We start from the raw sequence: 18,033 nt of genomic DNA, 5'->3' as shown, positions 1-18,033 counted from the left end.
TCCACTATTCAAATGATAGGGTCTTATGAAATATCAATCACTTCAGCCCAAAGCATCCTGATAAATACAAGACTGAGCTATTTCAAAAACCTTTTCATCTTCAATATTTAATTGATCGTATTGCTGCATTTTTTGAATCATCCATTCAAAGTCTGAAGTTTGTGGCGCTTGGCTCTTGCCAAAATTTTGAATGATGCTTTTGATCCGATGAAAAGCCTCGACGTGAATCTGCTCAGAACAATCAAACCGGATGATGTGATATTGCTTTAACAAAGAAAATATTTCAGAAAAATGCGTTTGTTGAAGTAGATCGTTTTGGGCTTTTTGGATGGCAAGATGGATTGCCTTTAAGGTATTGGGATGTTTTTCTGCCCAATCATGGGTAAAAGCCAAAACCTTATCTGGTATAGGCTCAATAATATCTTGGCTATTGACGATAATACGACTATAGCCTTGTATTTCAGCTTGCGTATTCCACGGCTCTCCGACACAAAATCCATCAATTCGTTGCGTTGATATTGCTTCCACCATATAAGGCGGTGGTAGAGTTGAAAAGGTCTGAGTTTGAGCAATTTCTGTGTCTGCAAGTGCCAGCCATTCTCTTAAAATATAATGATGAATCGAATGCTGAAAAACATGCGCCAACTGAATCGTTTGATTCTGTTTTATCGCAGATACGATTTTCTCTACTGAATTTTTTGGAAGATCCAAAGCATGGATATTTAATTTATAGCACAGCTTTTGACTTAAACTAATATAAGCACAATTAGTACTGAGCGTCATTGATGTTTGCAAAGGGATGCCGAGATGATCTTTGCCCGTCACAGATGCAGGCAGCATGGCCGATAAACAGTGTGCTGCATCTAAAAAACCAAAAGCTAGACGATCGCGTAAACTTGCCCAAGATGGTTCTTGAGTCAGTGTCACATTCAAGCCTTGTTCCGCAAAATAGCCTTGATGTTCTGCCCAGAGCAAAGCAACACAGTCAAGTAAAGGAATATAGCCCAATTGAATATCAGTTTTTTCAAGCTTTTGCATGGTTTATTCCTTAAATTGAGACTGTAACAGCGCTTGCGCATCAAGCAGTCGGCGCGCCATTTCACCCATCGTCATACGGTGACTCATGGCATTTTTTCTCAGCAAATTAAATGCTTGATCTTCGGTTAAACCATGCATTTGTATTAAAAGCACTTTGGCTTTTTCAATATCTTTTCGATCGGCCAATTTGCACTTGGTTTCAGCCAAATCATTCAGCAGTTTTTTATGCTTTTTATATTGTTCAATCGAAATTTCTAAAATGCTATTCAAACGTGCAGGGTCAATACCATCGACAATATATGCCGTGACACCCGCATCAATCGCGCTTCGGATGATTTCAAGACTCGAATTTTTAGTGAACAGAACAGTCGGTAAGTCAAATTGGCTGACACAGCTTTCAATGACATCGCGATGTGGATGATCCATATCCAATAAAATCACATCTGCCTGAATATTTTGCAGATATGACATATTTAAATGATCAATCATGAAACTAGCGACCACATCAAAGTCATGTTGAATTAATGAGGCTTGAATAAATTCAGCGCGTTCTTGATCATCATCAATTAGGGCTATTTTTAGTTTTGGCATGCAAACACTCAGACAGAGCCAAACAAATACGTATTGAGTTTTCTAAGCAATTTAAATGCCAAATTTTAAGACAATACAAAATATAAATCTGCTTCTAAATTTTAGCTTGGTTATATGCACATTTTAAAATTGAACCATTTCCGTGCACTGATCTTGTGCAGGGCTGAACCACGTTTGAACATTCAGCCGCATCTCTATAGGCATATTGACTATCTATTTACCTTAATTCGCTTATTTTCGGATAGATCGGCGCTCAATGCTTAAATATAGAGATGAAATTTACGATTGAAATAAAAACTTGGCACGTATCGTGCTTAATACTTATTGAGTCAAAGAAGACTCTAAAAATTTGTTAGACGGCCAACGACGTCCGTTCTGATCGACTCTGTTATGTGTTAGCGACATAACCGAGTAATTCATGCGTTCAGTTCAGTCAGGAGAAGGTTATGTCTTCAAATTTAAATGCCAAAAAAGCCACAAAAATAAGTCTATTTAATTTTTCTTCAGCAGCAATGCGGGCCTTCCACATGAGTTGGCTCGCATTCTTTGTTTGCTTCTTTGCATGGTTTGCCTGTGCACCGTTGATGCCAGTGATTGCTGGCGAATTTCACCTCACGAAAGATCAAATTGCCAATATTAATATTGCCGCTGTTGCGATCACGATTTTAGTCCGTCTGATCGTTGGTCCTTTATGTGATAAATATGGCCCGCGTAAAACCTATACAGCTTTATTAATCATCGGCAGTATTCCAGTCTTTGGGGTTGCATCTGCGAGCAGCTATGAATCCTTTCTTTTCTTCCGCTTGCTGATCGGCGCGATTGGCGCAAGCTTCGTCATCACTCAATACCATACAAGCATTATGTTTGCGCCTAATGTTGTGGGTACAGCCAATGCTGCAACAGCAGGCTGGGGCAATGCAGGCGGCGGTGCAACTCAAGCCCTTATGCCTTTACTGCTTGGCGCACTCGTTATGTTTGGTGTAGAGCAAGCAATGGGCTGGCGTATTGCGCTGATTGTACCCGGTGTGATGATGCTGATTGTTGGTGCGCTTTACTGGAAGTTCACACAAGACTGTCCGCAAGGCAACTTTAAAGAACTTCGCGAACAAGGCATCAGTGTTGGCAGTGACAAAAAAGGCGGCTTGGCAATTCTAATGCATGCAGCACGCAATTACCGTGTATGGATTCTATTTGGCGCTTACGCAGCTTGTTTCGGTATTGAAATCTTTATTCACAACATTGTAGCAATGTACTACGTCGACCATTTCAGCTTTGGATTAAAAGAGGCGGGTATGGCAGCAGGTATCTTTGGTTTGCTTGCATTGTTTGCTCGTGCGCTTGGCGGCATTGTTTCGGACAAAGTAGCGACTAAAAAAGGCTTGGATGGCCGTACCAAAGTGTTATTCGCCATGATTCTGCTCGAAGGGCTGTTTTTAATTCTGTTCTCGCAAATGAGCACGCCAATCTTCGCCATTCTTGCAATGACAGTATTCGCACTCTTCACTCACATGGCGTGCGGCGCAACCTATGCCTTGGTGCCATTCATTGACCGTGATGCTTTAGGCGGCGTGGCAGGCATTATCGGTGCAGGCGGTAACGTAGGTGCAGTGGCTGCAGGCTTCTTGCTTAAAGGCATGCTGGATATTCAAACCACGCTTATGGTGTTGGGCGGTCTAGTGGTTATCGCTGCAAGCTGTGTACTGATGATCCGCTTCTCTGTAGAGCATAAAGAAAAAGAACAGCGCCTATTTGAACAAGCTGTAAATGAACGAAATTTAGCTGAAGCTCAAAACTAATACTGAAAAGTTGCCTCTAAACATCGCGATTTAGGGGCAAATAAAAAAATCTTGCGGAGAAAGAATATGAAAATCATCATGATTGGACATGGCATGGTTGGCCATAAATTTATCGAATCTGTACTGGAACACGCAGGTGATGATGTTGAATTAACCATTTTGGCTGAAGAGCCGCGTTTAGCCTATGACCGTGTGCATTTAACTGAATATTTCAGCGGTAAATCGGCTAAAGATTTAACCCTGTGCCGCAGCGACTTTGCTGATGCATACGGTATAGATTTACGCCTGAGCACCAAAGCGGTTGAAATTGATCAGCGTAATAAAACGGTCACGACCAATCACGGTGATATTCTTTCTTTTGACAAGCTGGTGCTCGCAACAGGTTCATATGCATTTGTGCCGCCAATTCCAGGCAATGAGCGTGAAAACTGCTTTGTGTACCGTACCATTGAAGACTTGGATGCCATCCGTGCCGCAAGCTTGAATGCTAAAACAGGTGTGGTGATCGGCGGCGGTTTATTGGGTCTGGAAGCAGCAAAAGCGCTGCGTGATTTAAACTTAGAAACCCATGTTGTTGAATTTGCACCACGCTTAATGGCAGTTCAGATTGATGATCTAGGCGGTAAAGTTTTACGCTCTAAAATTGAAAATCTAGGTGTTAAAGTCCATACGCAAAAAGCGACATCTTGCATCGAAGATGGTGCAAATGCGAAGCACGTGATGAAGTTTGGTGATGGTTCTGAACTGGAAACCGATATCATCTTATTCTCTGCAGGTATCCGCCCGCGCGATGAATTAGCGCGCCAAAGCGGTCTAGCGATTGGTGAACGTGGCGGTATTGCGATTAATGACTATTGCCAAACTTCAAACCCTGACATTTATGCCATTGGTGAATGTGCGCTTTGGCAGAATAAAATTTATGGCTTAGTTGCACCGGGCTATGACATGGCGCGTATTGCAGCAAAGCATGTGATGGAACAAAACTGCACGCTTTTCGCTGGTGCAGATATGAGCACCAAGCTGAAACTGATGGGTGTTGATGTTGCATCTGTAGGCGATGCGCATGCAATGACACCCAATGCCTTAAGCTATTTCTATGCAGATGAAGCAGCTCAGGTCTATAAAAAAATTGTCGTGAATGCTGATAAAACCAAGCTACTTGGTGCAGTATTGGTGGGCTGTGCTAAAGAATACAATGACCTGCTGCAAATGATGCTGAATGGCTTAGACGTTCCTGAAAGCCCAGAAAGCCTAATCATGCCTGGCTATGCACAATCTACAGGTAAATCGGGCGGAAGCGGTGTCGATCTGTTGCCAGACAGCGCAACGATTTGTTCATGTAACAACGTCTCTAAAGCAGACATTTGTTCAGCCATTGCTGACGGATCGACTTCTTTAGGCGCATTGAAAAAATGCACCAAAGCTGCAACAGCTTGCGGCGGCTGTGCACCATTAGTCACTCAAGTCCTCAAATCTGAGCTTCAGCGTCAAGGTGTCACTGTAAATAACCATTTATGTGAACACTTTGCTTATTCACGCCAAGAGCTCTATCACTTGGTACGTGTGAACGAAATCAAAACCTTTGATGACCTGATTCAACAGCATGGCCATGGTTTAGGCTGTGACATCTGTAAACCGACGGCAGCCAATATCCTAGCGTCATGCTGGAATGACTTTGTACTTAAACCAAGCCATGCAGGCTTGCAAGACAGTAATGACTACTACCTAGGCAACATACAAAAAGACGGCTCTTATTCAGTCGTGCCACGTATGGCAGGCGGTGAAGTTACTCCGGATGGATTAATTGCCGTAGGTCAAATTGCGAAAGAATATGGTCTATATACCAAACTGACAGGTGGTCAGCGTGTCGATATGTTTGGTGCACAAGTGCATCAGTTGCCTGAAATTTGGGAAAAATTGATTGCTGCAGGTTTTGAGTCTGGTCATGCATACGGTAAATCATTGCGTACAGTGAAATCATGTGTCGGCAGTACTTGGTGCCGCTATGGCGTAGACGACTCTGTGGGTTTGGCGATTTTCCTAGAAAACCGCTACAAAGGCCTGCGTTCACCGCATAAATTGAAAATGGCAGTATCAGGCTGTACCCGTGAATGTGCTGAAGCGCAAAGTAAAGATGTTGGCGTGATTGCGACTGAAAAAGGCTGGAACCTTTATGTATGCGGCAACGGCGGTATGAAGCCGCGTCACGCAGAGCTTTTGGCATCAGACTTAGATACGCAAACATTGATCAAATACATTGACCGTTTCTTTATGTTCTACATTCAAACAGCAGACCGTTTGCAGCGTACTTCTGTATGGCGCGACAACATGGAAGGCGGTTTAGATTACCTGAAAGATGTCGTTGTGAATGATTCGCTTGGCGTAGCTGCTGAACTTGAACGCCGTATGAGCCATGTTGTGGGTACATATCAAGATGAATGGCGTACTGCTGTAGAAGATCCTGAAGTACGTAAACGCTTTGTGACTTTCGTGAATGCAAAAGCAGAACAGCAAAATGATCCGCATATTCAGTTTGCATCCGTTCGCGGTCAAATCAGACCCAAAACAGAAGCTGAACGCGATACGACACGCATTCCAGTGGTTGAAGCTTAAGAGAATAACGAATTTAAAACTTCTTTTATTTGATTTACATCCTTATTCGGTTTCTCGCTAAGGCGAAAATGAAAAGATAGTGATCTAAAAGAAGTTTAAAAAGGATCAAGAATATGACAATTTTAAAAGAAATGAATGATTTAGACTGGTTTGATGTTTGTGCATTAGATGATATTACGCCAAATACAGGTGTGGGCGCACTGATTGAAAATCAGCAAATTGCGATATTCCGTGTCGGTGAAGAAAAGCGGGTTTATGCGCTCAGCAATCAAGACCCATTTAGCCAAGCCTATGTTATGTCCCGCGGTATTATTGGTGACTTGCAGGGTGAACGTGTTATTGCATCACCCATTTATAAACAGCATTTCAGCCTTGCTACTGGACGCTGCTTAGAAGATAAAGACCAAAAACTCTTGGTTTTTCCAAGCAAAATTGAAAATGGCCGTGTGCTGATTAGTCCAACTGCTCAAAAAACCTATATTACCAATAACGCGCCATCGTCTGAACTGATGAAACTAGTTTTGGTCGGCAATGGCTTAGCGGGTATGCGCTGCTTAGAAGATCTGCTGGATATGGCGCCAGAGCGTTATGAAATTACAGTCATAGGCGAAGAGCCTTGGGGCAATTACAACCGCATTATGCTTTCACCTGTGCTTTCAGGTGATAAAACCATTGAAGATATCATGCTGCATTCACATGCTTGGTATAAAGACAAAAATATCCGTTTTGTAGCAGGTGATGCGGCGGTACGCATAGACCGTCCGCGCAAGCAGGTATACACAGAAAAAGGCTTGGTCATCGATTATGACCGTCTGATTTTAGCGACAGGTTCTAAGCCATTTATTCCGCCTATACCGGGAACTGACTTAAAAGGTGTTCTCAGCTTCCGTGATATTTATGATGTAAACCGCATGCTGGATTACTGTAAATCTAAGCAAAATGCAGTGGTGATTGGCGGCGGTTTACTTGGCCTGGAGGCTGCGTACGGCCTGAAACAGCGTGGCATGAATGTCACAGTGCTGCATTTGATGGACCGCATTATGGACCGCCAGCTGGATGAAAAAGCCAGCTTAATGCTCAATCATGCGATTGAACAAAAAGGTATAAAAATCATGACTGCAGCCAATACCCAAGAGTTGATGGGTGAAGATGGCCATGTCAAGCAGCTGCGTTTGCAGGACGGTACTGTTTTAGATGCAGATCTTGTGGTTTTTGCGGTGGGTATTCGTCCGAATATTGAGCTTGCTCAAAGTGCAGGACTGCGCTGCGGCCGCGGTGTCATGGTGAATGACACCATGCAAACGTTTGATCCGAGTATTTATGCGGTGGGTGAATGTATTGAACACCGCAGCCAAACTTTCGGTTTAGTTGAACCGCTTTGGGGACAGGCATTCATTTGTGCATCGCATTTGGCCGAACATGGCAGCTTAACCTTTAAAGCGCCTACGGTTCCGACACAGTTAAAAGTCAGCGGCTGTGATGTTTTTTCTGCAGGCAATTTTGAACCGTTAGAAGATTTTGAAGATATTATTTTGAATGATGAAAAGCGTCAGATTTATAAACGCATTATTATTCAAAAAGATAGAGTGATTGGCGCTGTGCTGTTTGGCGATACTGAAGACGGTGCATGGTATGCAGAATTGATTTCAGATCAAACTCCAATTTCAAGCATCCGAAACAAATTGCTGTTTGGTAAGGATTTTGCATTAAAGAAAGCAGGGTGATTCATTATTAATCAAAGAATATAGTCACGACCGCGCAATTTCATTTTTAAGAAATTTGTATTTGCGTAGGTGTTGCCTCACTTTTGAAGGATCAAAAGTGACAAAAATCCTTTGTTGGGCGAAGGGTACATCCTATACCCCGCCCAACGATGGCATCCATGCCACCACACGATAGTTAGTTTTAACTTAAATTTAAATAATTTAGTCATCTTTTGAAATTGGTCGTAACACTCAATTAATTGAGTTTGGAAAAAGGAGCCAGCAGAAGTGAATAGCATCCCGATCGTGGAACTGCATAGCTCCACAGAAAATAAAATTAAAACAACGCAAACCACCTGTCCATATTGTGGTGTCGGCTGCGGCGTGAGCGCAACAGTTGAACAGACTGCTTTAGGGCAAAAAGTCAGTGTGACTGGCGATACGAACCATCCATCAAACTATGGCAAGCTGTGCATTAAAGGCAGTAACTTAGCCGATACGATTGGATTAGAAACACGTGTCTTACAGCCAATGCTTGGGCGTCAAACATCACCATTTAATACTCGTCAGGCTACAGACTGGAACACAGCAACAGCTTTGATTGCCGAAAAATTTCAGCAATGTATAGATCTTTACGGACGTGAAAGCATCGCTTTTTATGTGTCGGGCCAACTGCTGACGGAGGATTACTATGCCGTTAACAAATTTGTCAAAGGCTATTTAGGTACGGCAAATATTGACACCAATTCACGGCTTTGCATGTCATCGGCTGTGGCGGCACATAAGCGTGCATTTGGTGAAGACCTTGTACCAGCAAGCTATGAAGACTTTGAGCATACAGATATGGTGGTGCTGGTCGGATCCAATACAGCATGGTGCCATCCCGTGCTGTATCAGCGCATTATGAAAGCCAAAGAAGAACGTGATTTGTTCGTGGTGGTCATTGATCCGCGCTTTACCAGTACCTGTGAGGCTGCAGATTTGCATTTGCCGATTTTACCGGGGCAAGATGTCGCACTGTTCAACGGTTTGCTGCAGTATCTAGTACAAAATAATCATAGTGATGTAGATTTTATCGCCAAACATACTCAAGGTTTGATGCAAGCGCTGGAGCAAAGTGAAACAGAAACTTCTATGACAGCAGTTGCTGAGCGTACAGGTATTTCTTTAGAAAAATTACAGCTATTTTTTGAAAAATTTGCGCAAACTGACAAAGTTATGTCGCTATTTTCGATGGGGGTTAATCAGTCTTCGCGTGGTGTAGACAAAGCCAACAGTATTATTAACTGCCATTTGCTGACTGGCAAAATCGGAAAATTAGGTGCAGCGCCTTTTTCTATGACAGGTCAGCCCAATGCAATGGGTGGCCGCGAGGTTGGCGGCTTAGCCAATATGCTGGCTGCGCACTTAGATGTCGATAACACAGCGCATCAGGCATTAGTACAAGCGTTTTGGCAAAGTCCATTTATTGCCAATAAAGCGGGATTAAAAGCGGTTGATCTGTTTCAGGCGGTTGAAAGCGGCAAAATAAAAGTCATCTGGATTATGGCTACTAATCCTGTAGTTAGCTTGCCAGATGCAGATCAAGTCAAACGTGCCTTAGAGCAATGCGAGTTTGTAGTGGTGTCGGATATTTGCAAAGACACAGACACAGCAATATATGCAGATGTGCTTTTACCTGCATTGGGCTGGGGTGAAAAAGACGGAACCGTTACCAATTCTGAACGCCGTATTTCACGTCAAACTGCTTTTTTAGATGCGCCGGGTGAAGCCAGAGCAGACTGGTGGTCTATTGCACAAGTTGCGAAAAAGATGGGTTATAGCGGTTTTGACTACAGCAGCAGCTATGACATATTTATTGAACATGCAAAATTATCTGCTTATCAAAATGCGCCTTTAGATCAACGTGATACCACTGAGTCTTTTCGCTACTTTAATTTGCAGGGTTTAAGTAAGTTATCTGCACAAGATTATGCTGAATTAAAGCCCGTGCAATGGCCAGTTTGGCAGTTAGATCAGAGCGCTGATGCAGTCAGCCGTTTGTTTGCAGCAGGCCAATTCAGCCATGCCGATGCCAAAGCTAAGTTTGTAGCAACAACCGCTATTGACCCTTTGAACAAGATTTGCGGCGAATATCCGCTGGTTTTAAATACTGGCCGTATCCGTGATCAATGGCACACCATGAGCCGTACGGGTTTATCTGCAAACTTGAGTACACATATCGCCGAACCATTTTGTGAAATACACCCGCAAGATGCACTGAAGTTTGGTGTTAAAGATGGTGAACTGATTGAGGTGAAATCTAACTGGGGCTTATGTATTTTACGTGCACAGGTCAGCAGTAAAATTCGACGCGGTCAAATTTTTGCGCCAATTCATTGGAATGACCAAGTCGCATCGGATGCGCGTATTGGCAAAGTGGTGAATCCTGTGGTCGATGCACTATCTGGTGAGCCTGAATTTAAACATACACCTGTATTTGTACAGCCGTTTTATACACAGTGGCAAGGTGTACTGTATGTACGTGACGGCTTTGAGCAAATGGTGCAAAACACCATTCAAAACACGGTGTGGTGGACCAAAATTAAAACAGCGAAAGCGACACGTTTTGAGTTGGCAGATCGTAAAAAATTTAGAAACACGGTTCAGCAGCTGAAAACATTACTGCCATTTACCGATGAAAGCTTTGAATGGCTGAATTTGGAAGATCAAACTGCCGATTTGAGTCATACCGTGGTGCTGCAAGATGGGCATTTAATTGCCAGTCTATATATTGCGCAACGCTCTATGCTGCCAGACCGTGATTGGATTGCTGGCATGTTTAAGCGTGAACGACTCAGCGCAATGCACCGCAAAGCGCTGCTTGCAGGTCAGCAGATGAACATGACCAACAGTGCAGGTCCGCTGGTGTGCAGCTGCTTTAAAGTCGGTAAAAATACCATTATCGAAACCATTAAAGAAAAGAATATTACCCATGAAAAACAAGTTACTGCATGTTTAAAGGCTGGCGGCAATTGCGGTTCGTGCTTATCAGAAATTCGAGGCTTAATTAAAGCCTGTCAGACGGAGTACGCAGAATGATGAAAAAAATCACCAAATCAGTAAGCTATCCAGAAACAGACTTGGTTATTTTGGCGGGCGGTCAAGCCCGCAGAATGAACGGTATAAATAAAGTTTTACAAAAATTTGATGATGAAATTCAGCTCATTAAGATTCATCAGTGTTTAAAGTCACGGGCTGCAAATGTCTGGATTAACAGCCATCGTGACCATTCAATCTATGAATGCATGATTCCTTCAATAAAGCTGTATAAAGATGATGAAGCGGGTTTTTTAGGGCCGTTGATGGGCATGAAAAGCGCGTGGTCACATGTACAGTCGGATTATGTTTTGTTTGTCCCGTGCGATGTGACCTATATCCCGAAGAAAGTGCTTTCGAGATTACATCAGGCTATGCAGCGGGATCCCTTGTGTGAAGTGGCAGTTGTGGAAATTAATGGCAAAGCGCTGTATCCATTTTGTTTGCTGAAACGAAGCAGTCTCACAATGCTGCAAGCCCATCTTGATCAAAAACAGCGCAGTTTGAAGGGGTGTTTCAGTAAAATGCACATGCAAGTTGCACGTTTTCAAAATAATGCACTCTTTTTTCACAGTATTAACTCTCTAGATGAGCTGCAGCAGCACCGTCAGCTGAATTTTCTCTAAAAGCTGTACCTTTTGCGGAGCTTTCATTTTAAATGATGAGCCTAATGTGCTGTTTTTGAACCCAGAGAGAAAATCTACAGCCAATATGAAGCTTTTGAGCATGATATATAGCGATAAAACAGACTGCTTTTATACCTTAGATAATGGGCTTAACGGCAATTTATATTTTTAATTGCTATTAGTTATTTATAAGTTATTGATTTTTTGTGTCAAAAAAACAAACCAAATCCTCTGAAATAAATATTCAAAAAAGCGCAAAGTTGGAACACTTATTGCAATTTTTACTGCAAGAAAAGAGGGCGCAAAATTTGTACTGAGCTAAGACAGGGCAAATGACAGCACCATGGAAGAAAAACATGAACAGCATGACACAATTACAGCCAGCGACCATTTTTAAGGATCAGTTTGGTCGTGAAAAACGCAAATTGCGCATTTCAGTGACAGACCGCTGTAATTTTAAATGTGTCTATTGCATGCCTGAACATCCTGAATGGATGAAAAAACATAATCTTCTTAGTTTTGAATCACTTTACAATTTTTGTGAGTTTATGGTACTGCGCGGGATTGATCAAATCCGGATCACCGGCGGTGAACCTCTTATGCGTCAAGGCGTTGTACATTTTATTGAACAGCTGCAGCACCTCAGAAAGCTAGGCCTTAAACGTATTTCCATGACAACCAATGGACATTATCTGAAGCAATATGCACAGGCCCTAAAACAAGCTGGCCTAGATGGCATAAATATCAGCTTGGACAGTTTGGATGAAGCGCAATTTTTCCAGCTGACACAAAAACAATTACAGCCTGTATTAGACGGGATTGAAGCTGCTCAGCAAGCGGGCTTTGAAATAAAAATCAATGCTGTGTTAATGAAAGGTCTAAATGAACAGCAAATCATTCCATTAACAAAATGGGCGCTGCAACAAGGTTTCGAACTGCGGTTTATCGAGTTTATGCCGCTGGATGGTGATCAAAACTGGTCTAAAGCTGCGGTCGTTACCGAACAAGACATACTGGATAAACTCAAGACTGTTTTTGACGTGCAAACATTGCACGGTCAAGGTGCGTCACCAGCCAGATCTTACTTAATCAACGGCTTGCCTATAGGTATTATTTCAACCATCAGCAATTCTTTTTGCGGCAGCTGCGACCGTCTAAGACTGAATGCGCAAGGCGAGTTTTTTAACTGTTTATTTGCAAAAAAAGGCTTAGACCTGAGCAAGGACATACGCTCACTTAAAAGCACACTGGCTGAAAATGAAAATCCGCTGGATACGTTGAACATGCAAAACAAACTTGGCAGCTATATTTGGCAAAAAGAACAGGGCTTTCACACGATTACAGCGTCTAGTACTAGCAATACCAGAAAAATCAGCATGCATATGATTGGAGGTTAATGATGACTCAAATCACCATCAAAATTGAATCTTTTGGCGCTATTGAACGCCTGCTGCCAGAGAATTTGAGTCTGACTTGCTTCGCACAGCAGTCGATTGCAGAGGTTTTGCAGCAAGTTACAGATCAATTTCCGGAGTCGTTCAGCATGCTTGAACGCTGCGCCTGCGCTATGGGAGAAGACATTGTGCCAAGGCAAACCGCATTGATGCAGGACAGTACCGTTGTGCTGTTGTCACCTGTGGCGGGAGGCTGAATATGGAGCTCAAGTATATTTCACGCATACAAGACACGGTATTCAGCCAAGCCGATTTTGACAGCATTAAGGCATTTCCTGAATGCGGCGGTATAGGTGTATTTATTGGCGCGGTTCGTAATCACCATGAAGGCAAAGCGGTAAAAGCCCTGAAATATACAGCTTATGCGCCTGTGGCTGAGAAAATGATCCGACAAATTGAACAGGAAATTCAAGCCAAATACGACGTGTCATATGTACGGGTTGTGCATCGTATTGGCAGTTTAGATATTGGTGATACTGCAATTATTGCTATGGCTTATGCACCGCACCGCCGTGAAGCTTTTGCAGCCTGCGAAGAAGCGGTTGAACGTGTAAAGCATGAAGTGCCTGTTTGGAAAGAAGAGTTTTATATGGATGGCAGCAGTCAATATGTAGAGGGCTGCTGTATTCGTAAGGATCACGCGCCTGAAGTGGCAGATCACGAAACGAAGCATGCTCATGTTCATAGCGAGTCATGCGAACATTCACATCAAAATAGCCAGACCATGCATTTGAACGCCAATATTTACCAATGGCATTTATAAAACCCAAAATTCAATATTTTCAATATTACAGCTGAAAATGAACAAAATAAGGATAAAGCAATGAAAAATGTGGGCATGAAAGCGGAAAGTTACCGTACAGCCATTGCAACTGGAATACTGCATGCACCGCCACATTGCATTGAACTGCTGCGTAATGGCAATACAGAAAAAGGCGATGCGCTGAAAACTGCACGTATTGCGGGTATTTTAGGGGCTAAACGTACCGATGAACTGATTCCGCTCTGTCATCCGCTGCCAATCTACCGTGCAGATGTTGAATATGAATTGTTTGAGGCGCATGTTGAAATTAGCGCAGTGGTTGAAACCATTGGCCCAACGGGTGTGGAAATGGAAGCTTTAACTGCTGTCAGCCTTGCGGGTTTAACGCTGTATGACATGCTTAAACCGCACTGTGAACCAGAGAATTTGTGCCTAGATCAGGTAAAACTGCAAAAGAAAAAAGGCGGTAAATCACATTTTACTCGTGTGCTTAAAGAAAGCTTATCGGCATCAATTATTGTGCTTTCAGATACAGTTGCAGCTGGTAAAAAACCGGATACCGCTGGGCAAAATGTCCTCGAAATATTGGAAGAAGCAAACTTCAGCAATATCAGCTATCAAGTGATACCAGACAGTCCTGAACAACTGCTTGCCTTGATTGAGCAGCAAAAAAATCAATACCCGCTGATATTGACGGTTGGCGGTACGGGTTTAGGGCCAAAAGATTTAACTGTAGAAACGATACAGCCGCTGTTAAAACGTGAAATTCCGGGTTTGATGGAGGCTTCACGCAGTTTTGGTCAAAAACGCACGCCTTATGCTGCGCTTAGCCGTGGTGTTGCGGGCTATATAGATAACAGCCTTGTCATTACATTGCCGGGCAGCAGACAAGGCGCAAAAGAATCACTTATTGCCATTTTACCTGCCTTGGTACATCTATTTGATGTGCAGAAGAATATTCCGCATGCAGGAGGCTATCAATGAACCAAGCTGTATTGCATACAGGCTGCGGTGCTGAGGCTGGACTGATTTCAGTTGACGAGGCTCTTGCGCTGATTCAGACACATACGCAAAGTTTGGCGCATGAAACTTTGGAACTTCAACACGCTTTAGGCCGTTATTTGGCGGCAGATGTGCATTCACAAATTCAGCTGCCCTTATTTGCTCAAAGCGCTGTAGACGGCTATGCCATTTGCGCGGCGGGTGAAATTAAAGCAGGTACGCAATTTGAGCTCATTGGAGAAATCCGCGCAGGGCAAACGGTTGAAACTATTTTAAAAGCAGGCCAAGCTGTCCGTATATTTACTGGCGCGCCGATTCCTGAAGGCACGACTACAGTAGCACGGCAAGAAATTGTGAAAGCGGATGCACAGCAAATTGAATTGACTTCAGTTTTAAATAAGCATGCGGATATTCGTGATGCAGGTGAGGAATTCTCAGAGGGTCAAATATTGGCAAGAAAAGGCCAAAAACTTTCTGTGGGCGCAATTGCAGCACTGAGTATGGCAGGTATTTCTCATTGTGAGGTCTACGCTTACCCTAAAGTTGCGGTGGTCATTACAGGTGATGAAGTTGCACAAAATATAGAAGATTATCGTGCAGGTAAAATATTTGATGCCAATGCGCCGCTGATTTTAGTATGGTTTCAGTCGCAGCACGTCCAAGTTGAAGTGATTCATATTGCAGATGAAAAACAGGCGGTTTTAGATTTATTCAACCGTTTAAAAGACAGCTTTGATTTAATTTTAACGACTGGCGGCGTATCTGTCGGTGATTATGATTTTGTTCGGCCGGCAGCCTTGGACATCGGTTTTCAGCAAATTTTCTGGAAAGTGAAACAAAAACCCGGCAAACCGATGCTGTTTGCACAATATCGACGTCCTGACAGCAGTTCCTGTTATTTACTCGGACTGCCGGGCAACCCCGCTGCAGTCTATGTCGGCATGCAAATTTATACAGATAGATTATTGAAAGCCCTACAAGGTCAAACACCTGCGCTGGACTGGTTCAGCGCAGTCATGACACATGACCTAAAAGCAGATGCACGTGAGCGGTTTTTAAGAATGTCGGCGCACTTTGATAAGCAAGGCAAGCTTCAACTAACCAGCCTGTCTAAACAGCAGTCGCATATGTTGAGCAATTTAATGCAAGCCAATTGCATTGTTCGGATTCCTGCAGGGCAGTCTGTGCAAGCAGGACAAATTCTTCAAGGCGTATTTATTCAGCATTAGGAGTTTGCTATGCGATTCAAATTTATTTTAGCAGTAGGACTGAGCTTCATTGCTGGCGCATCTCAGGCGGAAATAGTCAAAATTTATGCTGCAGCCAGTTTAAGCAATGCTATCAGCGATATTGCAAAGCAATATCAGGCACAGAATCCAGACATCAAAATTGTACCGGTATTTGGCGCGTCATCTGCTTTAGCCAAACAGATTGAAGCCGGTGCGCCAAGTGATTTGTATTTTTCAGCAGATGTGGACTGGATGAATTATTTGGTGCAAAAACAGAAAATACCTGCAAAGCAAGTATTCAACATGCTAAGCAATGATTTGGTGCTGATTACGCCTAAAGCGGTGAATATGCAATTTAAAGCCGTGCCGCAGTTTAATTTTGCCAAGGCATTCAAAGGTCACTTATGTACAGGGCAAATGGAGTCTGTACCTGCTGGAAAATATGCCAAACAAAGCCTAACCAAGTTGGGCTGGCTATCAAGTTTGAATGGAAGGATTGTCGGGACAGATGATGTACGATCGGCTTTGGCTTTTGTCGAACGAGGTGAGTGCCAAGCGGGGATTGTTTATCGTACCGATGCGATGATCAGTTCTAAAGTTAAAATAGCCGGGATTTTTCCAAACCATACCCATCAACCCATCATTTACCCATTGGCTTTAACACAGCAAGGCGCAGCTAAACCTGAGGCCGTGAAGTTTTACCGTTATCTTAAAGACCATGCGCAAAGCAAAATGCTGTTTAAGAATTATGGCTTTGGTGTGAAGGGCTAAAGCATGCTAAGCCCTGAAGAGTGGAGCGCCTTGTATCTGTCGGCTAAGGTTGCCATTTGCGCCACTGTATTTTGCTTACCATTTGCTATAGGGCTGGCATGGGTTTTGGCGCGCTATGAGTTTCATTTAAAATTTTTGGTCGAAGCACTTTTACAAATGCCAATGGTGCTGCCGCCGGTGGTTTTAGGTTATCTGCTATTGGTGCTGTTTGGTTCAAATGGCTGGATCGGCAAGATGCTAATTGAATGGGGAATTCAGCTGGTTTTTAATTGGAAAGGCGCCGTTTTAGCATCGATGATTGTGTCATTTCCGCTGATTGTGCAGCCGATCCGTTTGTCTTTTCAAATGATTAATCAGCAGCTGGAGCAGGTTGCAGGCTCACTAGGCGCGCATCCGTTACGGGTATTTGCATCAATTAGCCTGCCGCTGGCATTGCCGGGCATTTTAATCGGGAGCATTTTAGGATTTAGCCGAAGTTTAGGCGAATTTGGCGCAACCATTACCTTTGTGGGTAATATTCCTGATGAAACCCGAACCATTCCAATTGCTATCTATTCGCTGATACAGCAGCCCAATGGCGAAGAATCCGCAATGCGTTTAGTGATCCTTTCACTGCTGGCGGCTTTTGGCGCATTGATTGCCAATTATTATATTTTACAGCGCTATCAGCGAAAACTCGGAGCCGGCCATGCTTCAGTGTGATTTTCAGTTTCAATATGCAGATTTTAAGTTGCAGGCTCGGCTGCAGATGCAAGAACAGCTGCTTGGCATTATGGGGCCATCAGGCAGCGGCAAGTCTACGCTGCTGAAAAATTTGGTTGGTTTGCTGCAGCCGCAGCAAGGTTATATATCGCTGAATACGCGTGAAGTGTTCGATACGGCGCAAAAGATTAACTTGCCAATGCATAAACGCAGTATTGCGCTGATTTTTCAAAAAGCATGGCTTTTTCCGCATATGAATGTGCAGCAAAATCTGCAATATGCGGAGAACTTAGGCGCTAAGGAAAATGCGAAATTTAAATTTGAGCAAGTGACTAATCTGCTTGAGTTACAGCCACTGCTCAAACGGCGGGCGCATGAACTTTCTGGCGGTGAGGCGCAGCGCGTTTCCATAGGACGCGCATTGCTGTCACAGCCTGACTTACTGCTGTTAGATGAACCGCTGACAGGACTGGACCGCAGGCTGAAAGATCAAATATTGCCATTTTTAAACACGGTGAAAGAACAGTTGGCGCTGCCGATGATATATGTTACGCATCATGGCGATGAGTTAGATTATTTAAAAGCCCATATTTTGTATCTAGAAAATGGTCAAATAAGTTTTTAAATAAATATAAATTATATAAGTAATAACAGTGAATTAGATGAA

Annotated in this window: 15 protein-coding genes; 13 read left to right on the top strand and 2 right to left on the bottom strand. The window is 43.3% G+C overall.

Annotated elements, in window-relative coordinates:
* Positions 1-42 precede the first annotated feature (42 nt).
* Entirely contained in the window at positions 43-1,038 is a 996-nt protein-coding gene (locus FTU77_RS03835; protein ID WP_180054755.1) for an ABC transporter substrate-binding protein, read from the bottom strand.
* Between the two features lie 3 nt (positions 1,039-1,041).
* Complete coding sequence (locus FTU77_RS03830; protein ID WP_078190882.1) at positions 1,042-1,629, bottom strand: ANTAR domain-containing response regulator; 588 nt, start codon at positions 1,627-1,629, stop codon at positions 1,042-1,044.
* Between the two features lie 446 nt (positions 1,630-2,075).
* Between FTU77_RS03830 and FTU77_RS03825 the strand changes: the two genes are divergently transcribed.
* The 13 genes from FTU77_RS03825 to FTU77_RS03765 all read left to right on the top strand — a co-directional run bounded on the left by FTU77_RS03825 (position 2,076) and on the right by FTU77_RS03765 (position 17,991).
* Positions 2,076-3,425 carry an MFS transporter gene (locus tag FTU77_RS03825; RefSeq protein ID WP_180054753.1) on the top strand — a complete coding sequence of 450 codons (1,350 nt, stop codon included), beginning with the start codon at positions 2,076-2,078 and terminating at the stop codon, positions 3,423-3,425.
* Positions 3,426-3,491: 66 nt separating this feature from the next.
* A complete protein-coding gene (gene nirB / locus FTU77_RS03820) occupies positions 3,492-6,038 on the top strand; it encodes a nitrite reductase large subunit NirB (protein ID WP_218947248.1) in 2,547 nt (848 codons plus the stop codon).
* Between the two features lie 113 nt (positions 6,039-6,151).
* Positions 6,152-7,762, top strand: a complete 1,611-nt coding sequence (gene nirD / locus FTU77_RS03815) for a nitrite reductase small subunit NirD (RefSeq protein WP_180054751.1) — start codon at positions 6,152-6,154, stop codon at positions 7,760-7,762.
* Between the two features lie 267 nt (positions 7,763-8,029).
* Positions 8,030-10,822: a nitrate reductase gene (locus FTU77_RS03810; protein ID WP_180054749.1), complete on the top strand. Its 2,793-nt coding sequence runs from the start codon at positions 8,030-8,032 to the stop codon at positions 10,820-10,822.
* Complete coding sequence (locus FTU77_RS03805) at positions 10,822-11,445, top strand: molybdenum cofactor guanylyltransferase (protein WP_373685806.1); 624 nt, start codon at positions 10,822-10,824, stop codon at positions 11,443-11,445. The genes FTU77_RS03810 and FTU77_RS03805 overlap by 1 nt, the downstream gene beginning before the upstream one ends.
* A 356-nt stretch (positions 11,446-11,801) precedes the next feature.
* Entirely contained in the window at positions 11,802-12,842 is a 1,041-nt protein-coding gene (gene moaA / locus FTU77_RS03800; RefSeq protein WP_180054745.1) for a GTP 3',8-cyclase MoaA, read from the top strand.
* 2 nt (positions 12,843-12,844) lie between these two features.
* On the top strand, positions 12,845-13,096 hold the full coding sequence (locus FTU77_RS03795) for a MoaD/ThiS family protein (protein ID WP_180054918.1): 252 nt from the start codon (positions 12,845-12,847) through the stop codon (positions 13,094-13,096).
* 2 nt (positions 13,097-13,098) lie between these two features.
* Complete coding sequence (locus FTU77_RS03790) at positions 13,099-13,662, top strand: molybdenum cofactor biosynthesis protein MoaE (protein ID WP_180054743.1); 564 nt, start codon at positions 13,099-13,101, stop codon at positions 13,660-13,662.
* 60 nt (positions 13,663-13,722) lie between these two features.
* Positions 13,723-14,646 carry a bifunctional molybdenum cofactor biosynthesis protein MoaC/MoaB gene (moaCB, locus tag FTU77_RS03785; RefSeq protein ID WP_180054741.1) on the top strand — a complete coding sequence of 308 codons (924 nt, stop codon included), beginning with the start codon at positions 13,723-13,725 and terminating at the stop codon, positions 14,644-14,646.
* Entirely contained in the window at positions 14,643-15,893 is a 1,251-nt protein-coding gene (locus tag FTU77_RS03780) for a molybdopterin molybdotransferase MoeA (RefSeq protein ID WP_180054740.1), read from the top strand. The genes moaCB and FTU77_RS03780 overlap by 4 nt, the downstream gene beginning before the upstream one ends.
* A gap of 9 nt (positions 15,894-15,902) precedes the next feature.
* Positions 15,903-16,664 (top strand): molybdate ABC transporter substrate-binding protein, encoded by a 762-nt coding sequence (gene modA / locus FTU77_RS03775; RefSeq protein ID WP_180054737.1) that lies wholly within the window; start codon positions 15,903-15,905, stop codon positions 16,662-16,664.
* A gap of 3 nt (positions 16,665-16,667) precedes the next feature.
* Positions 16,668-17,366, top strand: coding sequence for a molybdate ABC transporter permease subunit (gene modB / locus FTU77_RS03770; RefSeq protein WP_180054735.1), 699 nt, complete (start codon positions 16,668-16,670; stop codon positions 17,364-17,366).
* Positions 17,353-17,991 (top strand): ATP-binding cassette domain-containing protein, encoded by a 639-nt coding sequence (locus FTU77_RS03765; protein WP_180054732.1) that lies wholly within the window; start codon positions 17,353-17,355, stop codon positions 17,989-17,991. The genes modB and FTU77_RS03765 overlap by 14 nt, the downstream gene beginning before the upstream one ends.
* The last annotated feature ends 42 nt before the right edge of the window (positions 17,992-18,033 follow it).

This window comes from Acinetobacter sp. YH12142, assembly GCF_013418435.1.
In the GTDB taxonomy this organism is placed as follows: Bacteria; Pseudomonadota; Gammaproteobacteria; order Pseudomonadales; family Moraxellaceae; genus Acinetobacter; species Acinetobacter amyesii.
This window is presented reverse-complemented; position numbering and strand designations above follow the sequence as displayed.